Source organism: Thioclava sp. F42-5 (genome assembly GCF_002213195.1).
Classification (GTDB): Bacteria; Pseudomonadota; Alphaproteobacteria; order Rhodobacterales; family Rhodobacteraceae; genus Thioclava; species Thioclava nitratireducens.
This window is the reverse complement of record NZ_NBNZ01000001.1, coordinates 1,032,738-1,048,526: the sequence shown is the minus strand read 5'-3', so window position 1 is coordinate 1,048,526 and position 15,789 is coordinate 1,032,738. Positions and strand designations below refer to the sequence as shown.

Genomic DNA, 15,789 nt, shown 5'->3' with positions numbered 1-15,789 from the left:
TAGCGAGGCGTCTGGCTGCCCCATTGCTAGCCGACATGGCTGTGGGCGTGGCTGCCACTCTTATCTGACCGTATTGGAGCGTCATTTGGCCTGCCTCGACATTCTTCACATAACGACCTACCGATACCGGGGAGACGTCTCTCTCGGGCCGCACAGGTTGATGCTGCGCCCGCGCGAGACGCGAGAATTGCGGCTGCTCTCGCACGCGCTCTCCATTACGCCGGCGGCGCACATAACATGGGCGCATGATGTGGCGGGCAACGCCATCGCCACTGCCGTGTTCGACGACCAGACTGATCATCTGGCAATCGAAAGCCGTGCGACCGTAGAATTGACGGCGTCGGCCTGGCCGGTCTTCGCCATCGCTGCATCGGCAGCCCAATATCCTTTTCTCTACGCTGCGGACGACTGGACGGATTTGGGGGCGCTGACCAAGCCGCAATATCAAGACATCCAAGGCCGCCTTTCTCGCTGGGTCGAGAAGTTCGTCATGGGGCGCCCGACTGACACATTGTCTCTGCTGAAGGACATCAGCACCGGGGTGTTCACGCAGATTTCCTACCAGAGCCGGGAGGATGAGGGCACCCAATCGCCGGCCGAAACACTCGACCGGTGCTGGGGTTCGTGCCGCGACTTCGCAGTCCTGCTTGCCGAGGCCGTCCGCCATCTCGGTTTCGGAGCCCGCATCGTCTCGGGATATCTCTTCAATCCCGAAATGAACCTTGTGGGATCGGCTGGCTCAGGGGCGACCCACGCATGGGTCGAGATATTCGTCCCCGGCGCCGGATGGATCGCATTCGACCCGACAAATCGCAGCGTCGGGTCGCAGAACCTGATACCGGTCGCGGTCGGTAGAGGCATCCATCAGGTCTCACCGATTTCGGGCAGCTTCTCAGGATTTGGCAACGCGCTCTATGATCTCTCTGTTGAGGTCTCCGTTCAAAACGGGCGCGCCCCCGTGTCCGTGGCGGAGGAGGCAAGTTTCGACGACCTGCCAAGGCGTTAATCAGGTGATGGGTGCTTTGTGCGTTCAGTCGCGATGAAAGTCGATATTTCCGAATTCCTTCCGGGTGCGCTTTTTGACCGCTTGAATACAATCCTCTGGCAAGTCGCAGGTGAAGCCGCCTGATCCGCTAATAGTCACGAAGCCATCCCGTGCGCGTCCTTCAAACCGGAAGATCGTTTTTTCTGCGCCAGTCACAAAAACGCCTTTGCCGGGCTGAATTGCATCTTCCATTTTCAATCTCCCTCTCGTTTCCGCCCTCAGGCAGCTAATGAAACGAACCGCCATACTCCTGCAAAGAGCCTCAACCTTTGCGGTGCGGATTGACATGGTCGCACCGGGGAGGCTCGCGGGTCAAGAAAGCGACAATAATTCAATAACCTCTGACATGCTCTCCTGAAACGTCCCCGTTTTGAAGCTAGCTTGTTTCCCAAACGAGGAGAGGCGAGTTGGGCTTACGGCTGCTTCATTGCCGCAATGACACGCGTCTGCAATTCTGAGGGCAGGGTGTCTATCGCGCGTGCAATGGCAACGAGGTCCTGTCGTGCGGCATGCAGCTGGTCAAGGAGCGACATCACGATCGCCAACGCCGTTTCGTCGAGGTCAAGATCATGGGAAAGATCGCATAATAGCTCCAACCGCGCGATGTCGACGCGGCGAAAAATAAAACCAGTTTCGCCCTTTTCCGGTCGAACGAGTTCGCCTTCGATAAAGTTCAAGAGCTGGCTTCTTGTGAGCCGGGTGACGTTGGAAATCACGTCCTCTTCGGAAAACCTGTCCGTCATGCGCTGGCCCTCTTCATCAAATCAACACGCGGATCGAAGCGATGTGTCTTGCGCCACTCGGTGAGGAAATTGCGCAGATTCTCGTCAATGCTGGGTGGTGTCACGATCTTCAGCTCAACCCGCTGATCACCCTTGGTTTTGCGCTTCGCGTTGGCGATGCCACGTCCACGCAAACGTAAGACCTGGCCCGAATTCGCGCCTGCTGGGATCGTGAGCCCGACGGGGCCGTCAATGGTCGGCGTGGTGACTTTGCCGCCGAGAACGGCCTCTTCGATGGTGATGGGGAGCGTTACCAGGATATCATCGCCGTCTCGGTCGAAAACCGGATGAGCCCCCACCAGAACGGTGATCAACGCATCTCCCGCAGGAGCACCGCCATAGCCAGGCGCCCCCTTGCCGCGCAACCGAAGTGTCTGGCCGTCTTCAGTGCCCCGTGGGATCTTGACTGTCAGGCTTTGTCCATCGGGCAGCGTGATGTGGGTTTCCGCTCCGCGCGCAGCATCCAGAAACGGCACGTTGAGCGAATAGCGCGCGTCGGCGCCGCGCGCGGAAAAACCACGGTCGCCGAAGTCGCCAGCGCCAGACCGTCCGCGATTGCGCAATATGTCAGCGAAGATATCTGCCGGATCGACATCCGGTCCAAACCCGCGCTGTCGATGATAGCCGTTGTCGGATGAGCCCGAGAAATCACGGTAATACTGGCGCTGCGGACGTTCTGCACCGAGGCCATCGATTTCTCCGGCGTCATAGCGCGCACGGGTTTCGGGATCTTTCAGGATGTCGTAAGCGGCCGATATCGCCTTGAACCGCGCTTCGGCTCCTGCGTCATCCGGGTGCAAATCAGGATGGCTTGTCCGCACAAGTTTGCGATACGCCTTCTTGATTTCGTCAGCTGTGGCCGCCTTGGTCAGGCCAAGGACTTTGTATGGATCATCGGGCATCCAGGTTTCCTGTTCGGCGAGCGATGCATCGTAAGTACAGAGCGCGTGCGGAAATGGGTTCACTTGTCGTTGGATGCCACGAGAAGAGGTCTTAGGTCCGTGATCCACGTCAATGTGGAAATGCCGTGTGCCGAGCGATGTGGGGCCAAACGGCGGCGAACCCACGGCAAACGCGGCGAGCGAGGAGGCTGCCACCCATGAGGGAGTATTGACCCAAAGCCGGGATCAAGACGTCTCAGTAAGCATTCAGGAAAGTGGATCGCGCTGAACGCCGACTGATCAGTCCCGTCTCTCGGGGAGCGGGGAAATCAGTTAACTCGGCGCAGCCGTTTATTTCGTCACAGCCTGTTTTGCGCCGGTTTTGACAGGGGTCGGATTTGTCGGCGCACGACGGAAACCGACGCCTTTCCGGAAGCCTTTCTTGGCGGGCTGGCTCAGGAAATCCTTGAGGTCGAGTTGTTTCTTTTGAGGGGAATAGCCCATGATCGTTCTCCGCGTAGACAGGTGAATTTTGAACCCGCCCGCACATCCTGATCCGCAATGCCGGATGGGTGGTTCTACAGATGTTTCGAACCTGGACTGCGCAAAGGTATTCGAGCAGAGAAGACTCTCGCCCCATGGGCGCGTTCGCGGACCGGAAGACACCGGTCCGCGAACGGTTTTATCAGGCGAGTTCGAGATCCTTGGCGGATTCCCGACCATCGCGGCCGGTTTCGATCTCGAAGGTCACTTTCTGACCGTCGTCGATCTGGGAAAGGCCCGCCCGTTCGAGCGCGCTGATGTGCAGGAACACGTCCTTGCGACCGTTCTCGGGTTGGATAAAGCCGAAGCCTTTGCCGGGGTTGAACCATTTCACGGTGCCATTGGCCATCGTGTCGTCTCCTTGTTTGGAAATCTGCCCGCAGGATGCGGCAGGTCGGCCGGTCAGATCGAAAAGCAAACTGAGGCCGATGAAGGAGACAGGGTGCGGTCGGAATAACGAAGCTCCCTATAGATGGGGCGGGCGGGCGGCGATACAAGGTGCAACCGAGAAATGAGATGAGAAATGCGACTCTCAACCCAGATGCGCGTTCCGGGGTGAGGCCGGGCGGCCTTTCTCGGTATCGAGAAAGGCCTCGACCTGCGCGCTTACTTCGTCGGCCGGAGGCCCGGACGGTATCACCAGGGAGTAGGCGCCCGTGCCCTTGCGCCAGCCCCATTCTCCACGATCGGCAGGATCAGCTTGCGGTGAAGCGAAAGGGCCGCAAAAAAGCTTCGATCACATAGCCTGCGGCCTTGGCGCTTCGCGCGGCGGGCCCCGTTACGGACGGGGTGCCGCAGGGGCGAACCGGTCAGGCCGCAAGGGCACGAGCCGCTGGTTCAAATGGCACGAAACCTGCGGTGCCTGCGGCACCGAGGAAGGCGCTGCGGGCATCGCCCACGGAACCCAAGCAGTCCATCGCGGCCTCGATGCGTCCGATCGCATGGTCTTGCGCGGTGTCGGCGACGGGCCACTTCTTGCGAAGCCAGTAATGCACCTGTTCGATGGTGCTGAAGTTCTTGACGTCGCCTTCGGGCGACACGACGAGAGAGATGGGTTTCCCCCAGTAAATTTCGATCATGTTTCGTATCTTTCCAAGAGTGCGTGAAGGGACCAGTCTGACTGGTCGCGCGATCACGGAGGCACGGTGCGGGCGAGGCCTGCGCCATGCGGTGAATTGGGTCGACGCGCGGTATTGCGCGCCAGATGTCTTTCCGTTCGGATCGTGACGCGTCAGCGTCAACGCGCGCGGTTCACGATCCGGCACTTTCGATGTGCGAAGCTCGCGGCGACCCCGCAAGGGGTGGAATAGTGCTATCGACCAGCGCCCGCGAGGCACGGTTGCTGAGAGGCTGGTCTGCTCGAACGGAGTCGCGGCGCTATGGGCCGCGTGAGGCTCCTTTTCCTTATGCCGCCTTCGAAAACGCGCGGCCCGACAAAGCTCAAGATCGTCGCTGAGCCGGAAGGAACAGGGTCCGAGAATTACGATATGCAAGTTCACAGATAAGCGATCGGCGCCGCGATTGCGAGGAAATTGCAGTGCGCGCCCGCGTTTTCGCACAACAGATTGATTGTGCCCGATATTAATCGGCTTTCGCCAGGGGGAGGCCGGGTAGCGCGATGGAGTGCCGCGCATTTCCTTTGCTTAATGGGTCAAACTGGCGTAGACAGATCGAGCTACGTTATTCCCTTCTGCAACCTGTCTCCCTACTTGGCTTCAGTCTGCCTTTTTGAATTGACTGAGCCGGGCTGTCGCATTCCGCGGACCGCAATATTTGAGGAGACATCACGATGGCCAATGGCACCGTGAAGTGGTTCAACCAGACCAAAGGCTTCGGCTTTATCGAAGCGAAGACCGGTGGGCGTGACATTTTCGTCCACATTTCGGCCCTCGAGCGCGCGGGCCTCTCGCAGCTCGATGACGGACAGGCCGTCACCTACGAGATCGAAACCGGACGCGACGGGCGTGAGTCCGCCTGCGATCTGGCGCTCGGCTGAACGCAAAGGTTCCATATCCGGCCCGGTGGGCCGGATTTCGCAACCAAGGAGGGCATATGCCCCGCAATTACAATGTGGACGGCTTTTTCCGTGATCTGCCCAAGAAAGCCACGACGGCTCAGGACAAGACGGATGCTGCAGTGCGCCTCATCCGTGACGATGACGCCGAGAAAAGAGCGGAGCTGACCGCGACCTTGCGCGCGGCGCGCATGGAGCGGGATGCGGACGAAAGTGCCGCGGCAGAGGCTCCGCGCGGGAAGAAGCCGCGACGCTGACCGGATATTTCGGTCATCCACAGGAATTTCCCGAGTATCTCTCGGGGATTAAAGGGAGGGCCGAAATATGGCTGTCGAAAAAATGCCTACGGGCAAGAAGTCCCAGACGAAGGACCACGCGCATTCCAAGGGCCATGCAGCCCTTGCTTGGCACCACTTCTTCCGGAGTTTGTCCGAAGAAAAGATATCGGACGAGCGCAGCGCCCTGTCGGGCGGTGTTCAGGAATAGTCTTCCCTGAAAATAGGGACCGGAGTTCCTGGCAAGAGGGCTGAGCGATGTGAGGTTTCACAAGAACTTAACGATGCTCGCCTCACGACTTGTCGGGAGGCAAAGCGGCGGGAGGAAACTCCTGCCGCTTCGCTTTCTTAGCGAATGGGTTTTCTGCCTTCAGAATTCTAAAACCGAGAATCGGATAGAGCGATCCGACGAGCAGAGCGGCCATCGTGAAATTGAAGACGGTTCGACAACCAGCGCCGAACAACCGTTCCGCTCAAGAGCGATATCGACCTGCCAAATCCGATCGTCGCGGATCCGCAGCGGCCCGGGCAATTGCTGTCGAACCTGTTGGGTAATGCGGTAACGCATGGCGACCGGAGCCAGCCGATCCAGGTGCGGGGCTTTGAAAGAAGCGGCGAATTGTTCCTCTCGGTCAATAACCGAGGCGCGCCGATCCCAGATGCGGTTCGGGCTTCGCTGTTCCAGCACTTTTCGCGACCCGGAAAGCAGAGCAGCCTGCAGGGATTGGGGCTCGGTCTTTACATCGCGGCCGAAATCGCGCGCGCCCACGATGGAGAGTTGACCGTCGAGTCCAGCGCTTCAGCCGACACGACCTTCAAACTGCGGATGCCGTCTCAGGCGCAATAGAGGATATTGAGAGTCTTTCGTCAGGTGACGGCCGCGGCGAGTTCGCCGGGGCTGATCGGTTTTGACACAAAAGCACTGCGCTTGGGCAGGTCTAATGTTTCGGGCGCTGAATGCCCCGACATGATGATGATCTGGCACGCGGAAAACCTGCGCCGCACCTCATGCGCGAGTCCCACTCCGTCCATTTTGCCTGGCATATCGATATCGGTAATTAGCAGGTCAATTTCATGCCGTGCTTCTAGCAGGTTGAGTGCAGCATCAGCGGAGTTCGCCTCGATCACATCGTAGCCCAGTTCTTCGAGCCCGAGAACGAGATCCATCCTTATGATGGCCTCGTCCTCGACGACGAGCACCTTGATTGCGTCATTGCGCATCGCTTCACCTTGGTGCCTGAGGAAGGGGTGCGCTTTGCCAAGACACAAGGACAACACGCCATAGCGGAAGAGCATCTGGCATACAGAATACGTTGGCTAACGCTGTCGCACATGAGAGGTTCCCTTGCGAATTTAATATTTATCTATTCTCGGTGCGTGTCGCGTCAGTCACGGTCAAGACGGCGGGGTCGGTATGGGACGTCACGGGGCGCTCGGCAACAAATGCGGCAGTCGTGTCGAGATCGGCGCTAATCCGCGAGATGATCCGCGATCAGAGCCCGGTCCGTGTGGCTTGGAACTTGGCTGCGGCCATTGGGGATGGCTTTGAAGACTTGCCGCGAAGTAGGGGCTCGCTTTCTAGTATCCAATAAACGGCTGCTGGTCAGCACGTGCCCTCGCGAGCGTCTAAAGTGGCCAGACGATCAGTAGCAGCGGCAAGCTTACGGCCACGACGATCATCTCGAGCGGCAGTCCAAGCTTCCAGTAGTCGCCGAAGCGAAAGCCGCCCGACCCGAGGATGAGAGTGTTGTTCTGATGCCCGATCGGCGTGAGGAAAGCACAAGATGCCCCGATCGCCACCGCCATCAGGAAACTGTCGGGGTTCACGTCGAGCGAAGCGGCGATGCCCAGGGCAACTGGGCTCAGCACCGCTGCCGTGGCCGCATTGTTCATCAAGTCGGATAGGAACATCGTGGTGACCAGAATTGCCGCCAGAGCCGCGATGGCGTTACCGCGCGCGATCGTCTCGACCAGAAAACGCGCCAGAACATCTGCCGCGCCAGTGGTCTGCATCGCGCCGGCCACCGGGATAAGCGATCCCAGCAGGACGATGACTGGCCAGTCGATGGCTTTGTAGACCTGCCCGGGCGGCACGGTTCGCAGGAGCATCGAGCCCAGAACCCCCAACGTAAAGGCCACGGATGCCGGCAGCAGGCCGAAGGTGGCAATGCCGATAGAACCAAGCAAGAGCGCGCTGGCGATGATCGCCATTCGCGCGTTGGGAAGATGCAATTCCCGCTCTCCCAGAGGCGCGCAGCCGGTCTCGTTCATGAAATCGGCCATGATCTCGGCGGGCCCCTGCATCATCAGCAGATCGCCGGGCTTCAGCTTCAGCGTCCGCAGCCGCGTCCGCGGGGGGCGTCCTTCCCGTGAGACGGCCAGAAGATTGAGGCCGTAGCGCGTCCGCAGCCGCAGGTCTGTCGCGGACTGCCCGACGATCGTAGAGCCCGGAAGCACCGCGAATTCGCGCAACACGATATCCTCGTCGCGGTCCGAAGGCTTCGTCGCTGCAGCGGTGTCCTCGGCGGACGTGTTGCTCTCGGCTTCATCGTTTTCGGTCTGTGACGTCGTCTCTCCGGCTTTCCTTTCCGCTCGCGCCGACCCGCTCTCCTCCTCTTCAAGCGTGATGCCGAAGGCCGACAATACTTCGCCCAGCTCTTGAGCTTCGGCCTCCAGGATCAGAACGTCGTCCGCCTGTATGCGCCGTCCGCCATGTGGCGCGGTCATCCGCACGTCGTTGCGGATTAGCCCGATGATCTGCGCGCCGCTTTTTTCAATCCCGCGTTCGAACTTGCGCAGGGTCAGTCCCACGGCCTTACTTTTTTCGGGCACCCGAACCTCGGTCAGATAGCTGCCGGTGTCGAAACCTGCCGTGCTCATCGGTTTGCGCGCAGGCACGATGCGCCATCCGAGAAGCGCGATGAACGCCACGCCGACGACGGCGACCGCCACACCTACGGGGGCATAGTCGAACATACCGAACTGCCCCAATCCGGCTTCGGCGCGAAACCCCGAGACGATCAGGTTGGGCGGTGTGCCGACCAGCGTGGTCATGCCGCCAAGAATCGTGCCAAAGGCCAGGGGCATCAGCATCTGCCCGGGTGTCAGGTCCAGCCGCCCGGCGAGCCGGATCGCGACCGGCATGAGAAGCGCCAGCGCTCCGACGTTGTTCATGAAGCCAGAAAGAACAGCCGAAAGGGCTATGAGCGCCGTCATGCTGGTCAGACGCTTTGCCTCGGAAGGTAGAATTGCCCCCGCAAGCCAGTCTACCGCCCCGGTATTTTGTAACCCCTGACTTAGTATCAGAACGCAGGCCACCGTGATCACGGCAGGATGACCAAATCCTGCAAACGCCGCATCGGCCGGAACCAACCCGGTCAAGACGCAGGCCATCAGCGAAGCCAAGGCAACCAGGTCGTGGCGAAGCCTCCCCCACAGAAACAGCGAGAGGGTTCCGGCCAGAATCGCAAACAAGGTGATTTGTGGCGCTGTCATCATGCGATCCTTGGTCGTGAGGTCCGCTGCCATGATGGCAGGAAGCACATGCCTTCGATACGCACCAGATGGAATTTCGCACGCATTTATCTTACCTTGCCAGAGCGAAGATCGGAGTTCTTTGCTCTGTTTTTCGCTGATCGCCAGACGACTTGGTCCCCGGTCCATCCGCTCTGATGAACCTCTAAAGCCAACTCATGGCACGTGTCAGTTCGCACCGCGGATGCCAACTAAGATACCGACTTCCGTTTTTTCGCATCAGCTAGATTAAGCGTTTTTCGCAGTTCGATCACGTCGATACGCCGCTGGCCAGTCTCGATGTTTGCCACCGTAGCCGCTTGACCGTGATGACCTGCTCGAACAGATCGCGCGCGACGCTGGGGCAAATTTCGCTCAGAAGCGGGAGGTCACCGTAGAAAATAAGCTCTACCTACGCGGCACTCTGTGGAGTGATTTCGCGCGCGGACCCGGCAGCGTTGCGGAGAAATCTTCCAAAACGATCGGGTGATGAATGACTATCGCGACATCCGCGGCGCGCGAAGCAACTACCGCAAGGCACGTCCAGCCGACACGATTGCGCAACACCACGACCATAGCGAATGGCTGCGCGCGCAGCTGGCGGCGCCCTTCGATGGCGCGACGGTTGTCGTCACTCATCGTGCCCCGCACCCAGCCGCGGTCCCCCTAGGAGCTCCGCTCCCTTGGTGCTACGCGAGCGATCTCACCGATTTCATTCGCCAATGTCAGCCGGCCGAGTGGTATTTCGGGCATACGCATCACCCCACGGAAATCATGGTCGGGAAAACGCGTATCGTGAACGTGTCAGCCGAATATCCGTGGTAGAACGTAGGCGGCGCAGTGGATGGCCAAGCCTGTGCGCGCTGCCTACGCCTGTCTCAGTCGAGTGGCGAGAATGCTGCGGGCTGCAGGAAGACGCTTTCCTGATGCACGAGATAGGGGAGGATCTTGGGTACGAAACCTTGCCATTCCGGGTCCGCGCCCAGCTTGGCCCGCTGTGCGCTGCGGTGGCCGTAATCTTCATAGGCCCAGAGGAAAGTGACAGCGTTCAGCACGCCGCTGTCGCTAATCCAGCATCCAGCCAGCTTCGCGTATTGGGTGATGATGTGCAGGCCCTCGGCCTCATAAAGCTTCAGGAACTCGGGCGCTCTCCCGGGCGTGATGCGATAGGTGCGTTGTTCGTAGATCATGTTGGGCTCCGGCATGAAAGGCAGAAAATCGCAGGCGCTGGCGCGACCTGACGGGCCGAAGCTACGACCAAATCCTGGGCTTTCGCAACTTATAAGTCGTCAAGTGACGAAAACAGACTTTGCCTTCCTGCGGAATGGGCTAATGTAAGAGGCTCAAGTCATTGCGTCCGGCGCCAGAATGAACAACAAGGGGTGCCAAGGGGAAAACGTGCAGACCAAGCCGAAAATGACTGAAGGTTCGTCCAAAACGAACGGCGCCGGAAGCAAGCCCGGTTCGCCGCAGGGGACTGTGCGGATGCCGTTCAACGAGCGCCGTGCTCAGATTCTGGACGTCGCTACTGAATTCTTCGCCGAGAATGGGCTGGCGGGGCAAACGCGTCAGCTGGCGGAGAAATGCGGTATCTCCCAGCGCCTTCTCTATCGCTTCTTTCCGACCAAGGAAGACCTGCTCAAAGAGGTCTATAACCGAGAGATTCTTGGCGCCTTCAAGGCCGTCTGGTTCGTGGAGCTTCAGGATCGATCGCAGCCCGTTTCCAAGCGCCTCGATGCGTTCTATCGCGACTATCTTCAGTCCACCTTGACGCGCAAGTGGTTGCGATTGTTCCTTTATGCCTCCCTGGCTGAGGCGAATATGGCGCCTGACTACATCGCAGCGATCGTCATGCAGTTGCTGGAGACGGTGATGCGTGAGGTGGCACATGAGCGCGGCGTGGAGCTGCCGGAAGATCCCGCATTGCTCCGCGAAATGGCGTGGACGCTGCATGGTGCGATCTCTCACTATGCGATTCGGCGTCATATCTATCAAAGCAGCCTGTCACTCACCGAAGATCAGGTGGTTTCGATGCATGTTCGTGTGTTCCTCGCGGGATTCGAGGACATGGTCGAGGTGTGCAGCGGCCGCTGAGCGCTGCAATCAGCTCCATTTTTGTCGCAATTTCGTCTGCGGAGGGCTCCGCGGGTGCTGAAAACTTGTGCGATTTCCGTTGCGGAAAGGAAATCTTCAACTTTTCGTTTGTCGTCAGTTGACGAATAAATAAATCGCCAATAGCGTCATTCCTCACAAACAAGACCAACAGGGACGGCTTGCTGTGGATCGGGCTTTGATCGGGCTCGGCTGAGGCGGCCACGCATAAGGAATCGAATGATGCTCAAGGATAAGACGCGCCGTCTCGGGCGCCGGGATTTCCTCCGTTACTCGGCAGCTGGCGCCGGCGCGCTCATCGCGCCGGGTCTGGTTCGTCCGGCAAAAGCCGAAACGGCCGCGCTGACGATGCATACGTGGTCGGCTGCAGTAGACACCGTGCAGAGCCACCTCAGCGCCTTCACCAAGGAAACCGGGATTCCCGTCAATTACGGCAATTCGCCCTGGGCCCAATACCGCGAGGGCATGGTCGCGAAATTCGTCGGCGGTGCTCCTCTCGACGCCATGTGGGTCTCGGATTCCTGGCTCCCCGAATGGGCCGAAGCCGGCTGGATCGCCCCGGTCGACGAGTTTGACAGCCTGATGAAATACAATGCCGAGGCCGAGGACTTCTGCACCGACTCGATGACCTACGGCGGTCGCCAATATGGCCTGACCTATTACACCGACTACATGGCGTTTCTCTATGACGAGGCGAAGCTCAAGGAAGCTGGGTTCGACGCCCCGCCGTCGAGTTGGGATGAACTGGTCGAGCAGTCGCTCGTGATGAAAGAGAAGGGCATTGCCGACTACCCGATGATGCTGGCAATGGCGCAGGAAAGCTGGCTGATCGAGTTCATCTCGACGCTGGTCTATTCGCATGGCGGGCGTCTAGTCGACGACAACGGTATGGCCGTGATGCAAGACCCGAAAGAAGGGGCCGTCGAGGCGCTGAGCTGGGTCGTCGATGCGGTCAACAAGCACGAGATCGTCTCGCCCGCCTGTGTCGAGACCGGCGAGTTGGCAGGCCTGAAATCCTTCGCGGCGGGCAACCACGCCTTCGCGATGGTCGCGAAATACCGTCTGCGGATGCTCAACGACCCTGAACAGTCGCAGATCGCCGGCCACGTGAAGCAGGCGATGATGCCGCAGGGCGCCAACGGCTCTCACGCGACGGTCGGTTGGATGCGTTTCCACGGCATGTCGGCGCAGGCTGCGCAGGACAAGGCCCGCGCCGAGAATGCAGCGAAGCTGATCGAATGGTTCGGCGGCAAGGCGGACGGCGCCTACACGTTCCAGAAGCTCCTGTTCCTCGATATCGGGGCCGGGTTCGGCGTCAAGCCGCTGTTCGAGGATCCCGAGATCCGCGCGGCCTACGACTCCTACGGCGATGTCGACATGATCCAGGCTCAGCAGGCGCTCGCACGCAAGAAGGACACGGTCACCCCGTGGTTCGGCGAGTGGAACGACACCAATGGTTCGGCCTGGCAATCGGCGATCCTCGGCAATGTCGACGCCGCCGGCGCGGTCCAGAAATCCGCCGATCTCTGGAACGAGCTGAAAGACAGCTACTGAACAAGCGCGGCGGGCCTTTTTGAAAGGCCCGCCGACGAGCGGGCAGGGCAACGGGAGAGCATGACGTGGCGAATGCAATGACACGGGCGACACGCCCGAGATGGCGGGTGGGATACGAGGAGCGCAGCGCGATGCTGTTTCTTGCTCCGGTTATGGCCGTGCTGGGCGCGGTCGCGGTCTTCCCGATCGCCTATTCGCTTTACATCAGCTTCTTCAGCATGAAGCTGACGCGTCCGAACCGGACCCCCTTCGTCGGGCTGAAGAACTATACCGATCTCTTGGGCGACGAAGCTTTCTGGGGCGCGGTCTGGCGCACGGTGAGTTTCTCGCTCGTTTCGGTCACCGCGATTGCCCTCATCGCGCTGCTTGTCTCGCTGCTGCTGAACCAGGAATTCCGCGGTCGCCGTGTCCTCTCCACGATCCTGCTGGTGCCGTGGGCGATCCCCTATGTCGCGAATGCGCTGATGTGGAAATGGATCTACGATTCCAGCTATGGCGCGCTGAATGGCCTGCTCTACCAGCTCGATTTCATCGACAAATACATGGTCTGGCTGGGGGATCAGGACAAAACGCTGTTCCTGATCGCCAATGCCTTCGTGTGGAAGGAAGTGCCGCTCGCGACGATCCTTTTGCTGGTCTCGCTCAAGTCGATCCCGTCCGATCTCTATGCGGCAGCGCGCGTCGACGGGGCGACGGTCTGGCAGCGCTTCGTGCATGTCACCCTGCCTGCGATGAAGCCTGGCTTCATGCTGGTGATGATCTACGAGACGATGATGGCCATCCGCCATTTCGACCTGTTCTTCATCCTGACCGAGGGCGGGCCCGGCAGCGCATCGCATGTGCTCTCCTGGCACATCTATGTCGAGACCTTCCGCAACCTGTCCTTCGGGAGCGGTGCTGCGATGTCCTACCTCCTCGCAATCGCGACTTTCGCACTCTCCTACCTCTTCATACGAACGCTGGGGCGCAAGATCTGACATGAGCGATATGCCTATCACCCCGTCTGTCGACACGATCGACTACCGCCGCCGCCAGAAAATCGGGCGCATCGTCCAGCGCCTGGTGATCTTTGCCTCCGCGATCGTCGTCGCGGCCTACGTGCTCGCGCCCGTGTCCTGGCTTGTCTCCTCGGCCTTCCAGACCGAGACGGAGATCGTTTCGATACCGCCGCACTGGATTCCCGAAGAGCCCACCTTGCGCAATTTCGACGCGATCTTCACCGCCGGAAACGATGAGCCCGTCACCTACGACACGCGCTCGGGCACCGATCCGGCCGCGGGCGATTTCATCCCTTCGACCGCCGAGAACCTTCTGCCGTCAATGGCCAACAGCCTGATCGTCGCGACCCTGGTGGTGATCCTGAACCTGCTCGTCGGGGTCCCGGCCGCCTATGCCATCGCGAAGATCCGGTTCTGGGGGCGCAACGCGTCGGTCTACTTCATCCTGATCACGCGGGTGATCCCCGATATCGCGCTGGTCGTGCCGTTCTTCCTGGTGATCCGGAAGCTCGGGATGCTCGATACGCTTGGATCGCTGGTGATCACCTATCTCGCGATCACGGTGCCCTTCACGGTCTTCATCCTCATCCAGTATTTCGAGGGCCTCCCGGACGAGCTGGACAAGGCCGCGCGGGTCGATGGCTGTTCGCGGCTCCAGGCGCTGATCAAGGTGTTCCTGCCGCTCTCGCTACCCTCGCTCGTCGCCGTGGTCCTCTTCACCTTCCTTACCAGCTGGAACGAATTCCTGCTCGCGCTGATGTTCACGCAGACCTCCGCGTCGCAGACCCTGCCGATCCTGCTGGCCTCGTTCACCTCCGATTTTACGGTGAGCTTCTCCTTCCTCAACGCCGCTGGCGTCCTGGCGGTCGTGCCGCCGGTGATCGTCGCCATCGTCTTCGAACGCTACATCGTTTCCGGTCTGACCGCCGGGGCTGTCAAAGGTTAGAAAGGACAAAGTCTTGGCCCGGATCCGCTTCACCAACGTCAACAAGAAATACGCCAACGGCTTCCATGCCGTGCGCGATCTCAACCTCGATATCGAGGATCGGGAGTTCATCGTCCTGCTCGGCCCGTCGGGCTGCGGCAAATCCACGACCCTCAACATGATTGCAGGGCTCGAGGAGGTCTCGGACGGCGATCTGATCTTCGACGAGCAGGTCGTGAACTACGTGCCCCCGCACAAGCGCGACGTCGCGATGGTGTTCCAGAGCTACGCGCTCTACCCGCACAAGACCGTCTACGACAATATCGGCTTCGGACTGAAGATGCGCAACGCGTCCAAGGAAGAGATCGACGAGCGCGTTCGCGACGCCGCGAAGAAGCTCGAGATTTCGCACCTGCTCGACCGGCGTCCATCGCAGCTTTCGGGCGGCCAGCGCCAGCGTGTGGCACTCGGCCGCGCGATGGTCCGTGATCCGTCGGTCTTCCTGATGGATGAACCGCTCTCGAACCTCGATGCGGCGCTGCGCATCTCGATGCGGGCGGAGATCAAGGAACTTCACCGCGCGATGGAGACGACCTTCGTCTACGTGACCCACGATCAGGCCGAGGCGCTCACGCTCGCGGATCGTATCGTGGTGATGAATGACGGGGTCGTGCAGCAGATCGGCACGCCTGACGACATTTACGAGCGCCCGGCGAACACTTTCGTGGCGTCGTTCCTCGGCAGCCCGCCTATCAACTACTTCGACGGCGTGCTCGAGGCCGGTCCGGATGGCGAGATGGCCTTCGTCCGCGATGGGCTGCGTCTTGTGTTGCCGGTCGATCAGGCGGCGCGCCTGAAAGGGCAGGAGGGCCGCGCGGTGCGGCTGGGTATCCGGGCCGAGGATGTCGCGGAAGGCACCGCCGAGCCGGGATACAATGCCCTCAGCGGCACAGTGACTTCAGTGCTTCCGGTTGGCTCGGATCAGTATCTGGGTATGGATTTCGGCGGCGAGGAGCTGTTCTTCCGCGTCGGCAAGGATCTGCGCCATGCGTTCGGCGAGGACATCACCCTCGCGGTGGATCTCAATCGCCTGCATGTCTTCGATCGCGAAACCGGTCAGTCGCTGGTCTGGAACGCAGTTTGAAGC

20 protein-coding genes are annotated in these 15,789 nt (G+C 60.1%); 11 read left to right on the top strand and 9 right to left on the bottom strand.

Annotated features, from left to right (window positions below; all coding sequences use genetic code 11):
- Positions 1–73 precede the first annotated feature (73 nt).
- Positions 74–1,006: a transglutaminase family protein gene (locus tag B6V74_RS04790; RefSeq protein WP_346425916.1), complete on the top strand. Its 933-nt coding sequence runs from the start codon at positions 74–76 to the stop codon at positions 1,004–1,006.
- A 24-nt stretch (positions 1,007–1,030) separates the two neighbouring features.
- On the opposite strand, the gene B6V74_RS04785 is transcribed toward B6V74_RS04790, so the two are convergent.
- The 6 genes from B6V74_RS04785 to B6V74_RS04765 form a co-directional block, all read right to left on the bottom strand.
- Positions 1,031–1,237 (bottom strand): hypothetical protein, encoded by a 207-nt coding sequence (locus tag B6V74_RS04785; RefSeq protein WP_088722100.1) that lies wholly within the window; start codon positions 1,235–1,237, stop codon positions 1,031–1,033.
- Positions 1,238–1,458: 221 nt separating this feature from the next.
- Positions 1,459–1,788 (bottom strand): chaperone modulator CbpM, encoded by a 330-nt coding sequence (locus B6V74_RS04780; protein ID WP_088722099.1) that lies wholly within the window; start codon positions 1,786–1,788, stop codon positions 1,459–1,461.
- Positions 1,785–2,729 carry a J domain-containing protein gene (locus tag B6V74_RS04775; RefSeq protein ID WP_088722098.1) on the bottom strand — a complete coding sequence of 315 codons (945 nt, stop codon included), beginning with the start codon at positions 2,727–2,729 and terminating at the stop codon, positions 1,785–1,787. Before B6V74_RS04775 ends, B6V74_RS04780 begins: the two co-directional genes overlap by 4 nt.
- A 330-nt stretch (positions 2,730–3,059) precedes the next feature.
- Positions 3,060–3,212: a hypothetical protein gene (locus B6V74_RS18905; RefSeq protein WP_168174414.1), complete on the bottom strand. Its 153-nt coding sequence runs from the start codon at positions 3,210–3,212 to the stop codon at positions 3,060–3,062.
- Between the two features lie 181 nt (positions 3,213–3,393).
- Entirely contained in the window at positions 3,394–3,600 is a 207-nt protein-coding gene (locus B6V74_RS04770; RefSeq protein ID WP_075777126.1) for a cold-shock protein, read from the bottom strand.
- Positions 3,601–4,060: 460 nt separating this feature from the next.
- Entirely contained in the window at positions 4,061–4,330 is a 270-nt protein-coding gene (locus B6V74_RS04765) for a DUF982 domain-containing protein (protein ID WP_088722097.1), read from the bottom strand.
- A gap of 710 nt (positions 4,331–5,040) precedes the next feature.
- Between B6V74_RS04765 and B6V74_RS04760 the strand changes: the two genes are divergently transcribed.
- The 4 genes from B6V74_RS04760 to B6V74_RS04750 all read left to right on the top strand — a co-directional run bounded on the left by B6V74_RS04760 (position 5,041) and on the right by B6V74_RS04750 (position 6,387).
- Positions 5,041–5,247 (top strand): cold-shock protein, encoded by a 207-nt coding sequence (locus tag B6V74_RS04760; protein ID WP_075777127.1) that lies wholly within the window; start codon positions 5,041–5,043, stop codon positions 5,245–5,247.
- A gap of 56 nt (positions 5,248–5,303) precedes the next feature.
- Entirely contained in the window at positions 5,304–5,522 is a 219-nt protein-coding gene (locus B6V74_RS04755; protein WP_075777128.1) for a hypothetical protein, read from the top strand.
- A gap of 67 nt (positions 5,523–5,589) precedes the next feature.
- Positions 5,590–5,751 (top strand): hypothetical protein, encoded by a 162-nt coding sequence (locus tag B6V74_RS18900; protein WP_168173018.1) that lies wholly within the window; start codon positions 5,590–5,592, stop codon positions 5,749–5,751.
- A gap of 273 nt (positions 5,752–6,024) precedes the next feature.
- On the top strand, positions 6,025–6,387 hold the full coding sequence (locus tag B6V74_RS04750; protein WP_088719262.1) for an ATP-binding protein: 363 nt from the start codon (positions 6,025–6,027) through the stop codon (positions 6,385–6,387).
- Between the two features lie 20 nt (positions 6,388–6,407).
- On the opposite strand, the gene B6V74_RS04745 is transcribed toward B6V74_RS04750, so the two are convergent.
- Positions 6,408–6,836 carry a response regulator gene (locus B6V74_RS04745; RefSeq protein WP_206185176.1) on the bottom strand — a complete coding sequence of 143 codons (429 nt, stop codon included), beginning with the start codon at positions 6,834–6,836 and terminating at the stop codon, positions 6,408–6,410.
- 330 nt (positions 6,837–7,166) lie between these two features.
- On the bottom strand, positions 7,167–9,068 hold the full coding sequence (locus tag B6V74_RS04740; protein ID WP_240497048.1) for an SLC13 family permease: 1,902 nt from the start codon (positions 9,066–9,068) through the stop codon (positions 7,167–7,169).
- Between the two features lie 474 nt (positions 9,069–9,542).
- Between B6V74_RS04740 and B6V74_RS04735 the strand changes: the two genes are divergently transcribed.
- Positions 9,543–9,878, top strand: a complete 336-nt coding sequence (locus B6V74_RS04735; protein WP_088722096.1) for a hypothetical protein — start codon at positions 9,543–9,545, stop codon at positions 9,876–9,878.
- Positions 9,879–9,931: 53 nt separating this feature from the next.
- Here B6V74_RS04735 and B6V74_RS04730 read toward each other — a convergent pair whose 3' ends face one another.
- Complete coding sequence (locus B6V74_RS04730; protein WP_088722095.1) at positions 9,932–10,243, bottom strand: NIPSNAP family protein; 312 nt, start codon at positions 10,241–10,243, stop codon at positions 9,932–9,934.
- Positions 10,244–10,421: 178 nt separating this feature from the next.
- On the opposite strand from B6V74_RS04730, the gene B6V74_RS04725 reads away from it, so the two are divergent.
- The 5 genes from B6V74_RS04725 to ugpC all read left to right on the top strand — a co-directional run bounded on the left by B6V74_RS04725 (position 10,422) and on the right by ugpC (position 15,786).
- Positions 10,422–11,147: a TetR/AcrR family transcriptional regulator gene (locus tag B6V74_RS04725; protein WP_075777133.1), complete on the top strand. Its 726-nt coding sequence runs from the start codon at positions 10,422–10,424 to the stop codon at positions 11,145–11,147.
- Between the two features lie 240 nt (positions 11,148–11,387).
- Complete coding sequence (locus B6V74_RS04720; protein WP_088722094.1) at positions 11,388–12,719, top strand: extracellular solute-binding protein; 1,332 nt, start codon at positions 11,388–11,390, stop codon at positions 12,717–12,719.
- A 131-nt stretch (positions 12,720–12,850) separates the two neighbouring features.
- A complete protein-coding gene (locus B6V74_RS04715; protein WP_206185175.1) occupies positions 12,851–13,696 on the top strand; it encodes a sugar ABC transporter permease in 846 nt (281 codons plus the stop codon).
- 1 nt (position 13,697) lies between these two features.
- Positions 13,698–14,663: a carbohydrate ABC transporter permease gene (locus B6V74_RS04710; protein ID WP_206185174.1), complete on the top strand. Its 966-nt coding sequence runs from the start codon at positions 13,698–13,700 to the stop codon at positions 14,661–14,663.
- A 13-nt stretch (positions 14,664–14,676) separates the two neighbouring features.
- Positions 14,677–15,786 carry a sn-glycerol-3-phosphate ABC transporter ATP-binding protein UgpC gene (gene ugpC, locus B6V74_RS04705; RefSeq protein ID WP_075777135.1) on the top strand — a complete coding sequence of 370 codons (1,110 nt, stop codon included), beginning with the start codon at positions 14,677–14,679 and terminating at the stop codon, positions 15,784–15,786.
- Positions 15,787–15,789 lie beyond the last annotated feature (3 nt).

Bases quoted from the DNA above. Each gene is read 5' to 3' on its own strand.
- B6V74_RS04785 (WP_088722100.1), bottom strand. From the start codon at position 1,237: ATGGAAGATGCAATTCAGCCCGGCAAAGGCGTTTTTGTGACTGGCGCA.
- B6V74_RS04760 (WP_075777127.1), top strand. From the start codon at position 5,041: ATGGCCAATGGCACCGTGAAGTGGTTCAACCAGACCAAAGGCTTCGGC.
- B6V74_RS18900 (WP_168173018.1), top strand. From the start codon at position 5,590: ATGGCTGTCGAAAAAATGCCTACGGGCAAGAAGTCCCAGACGAAGGAC.
- B6V74_RS04770 (WP_075777126.1), bottom strand. From the start codon at position 3,600: ATGGCCAATGGCACCGTGAAATGGTTCAACCCCGGCAAAGGCTTCGGC.
- B6V74_RS04775 (WP_088722098.1), bottom strand. From the start codon at position 2,729: ATGCCCGATGATCCATACAAAGTCCTTGGCCTGACCAAGGCGGCCACA.
- B6V74_RS04710 (WP_206185174.1), top strand. From the start codon at position 13,698: ATGAGCGATATGCCTATCACCCCGTCTGTCGACACGATCGACTACCGC.
- B6V74_RS04740 (WP_240497048.1), bottom strand. From the start codon at position 9,068: ATGGCAGCGGACCTCACGACCAAGGATCGCATGATGACAGCGCCACAA.
- B6V74_RS04730 (WP_088722095.1), bottom strand. From the start codon at position 10,243: ATGATCTACGAACAACGCACCTATCGCATCACGCCCGGGAGAGCGCCC.
- B6V74_RS04745 (WP_206185176.1), bottom strand. From the start codon at position 6,836: ATGCTCTTCCGCTATGGCGTGTTGTCCTTGTGTCTTGGCAAAGCGCAC.
- B6V74_RS04780 (WP_088722099.1), bottom strand. From the start codon at position 1,788: ATGACGGACAGGTTTTCCGAAGAGGACGTGATTTCCAACGTCACCCGG.
- B6V74_RS18905 (WP_168174414.1), bottom strand. From the start codon at position 3,212: ATGGGCTATTCCCCTCAAAAGAAACAACTCGACCTCAAGGATTTCCTG.
- B6V74_RS04755 (WP_075777128.1), top strand. From the start codon at position 5,304: ATGCCCCGCAATTACAATGTGGACGGCTTTTTCCGTGATCTGCCCAAG.
- B6V74_RS04765 (WP_088722097.1), bottom strand. From the start codon at position 4,330: ATGATCGAAATTTACTGGGGGAAACCCATCTCTCTCGTCGTGTCGCCC.
- B6V74_RS04725 (WP_075777133.1), top strand. From the start codon at position 10,422: ATGAACAACAAGGGGTGCCAAGGGGAAAACGTGCAGACCAAGCCGAAA.
- B6V74_RS04720 (WP_088722094.1), top strand. From the start codon at position 11,388: ATGCTCAAGGATAAGACGCGCCGTCTCGGGCGCCGGGATTTCCTCCGT.
- B6V74_RS04735 (WP_088722096.1), top strand. From the start codon at position 9,543: ATGAATGACTATCGCGACATCCGCGGCGCGCGAAGCAACTACCGCAAG.
- B6V74_RS04715 (WP_206185175.1), top strand. From the start codon at position 12,851: ATGCTGTTTCTTGCTCCGGTTATGGCCGTGCTGGGCGCGGTCGCGGTC.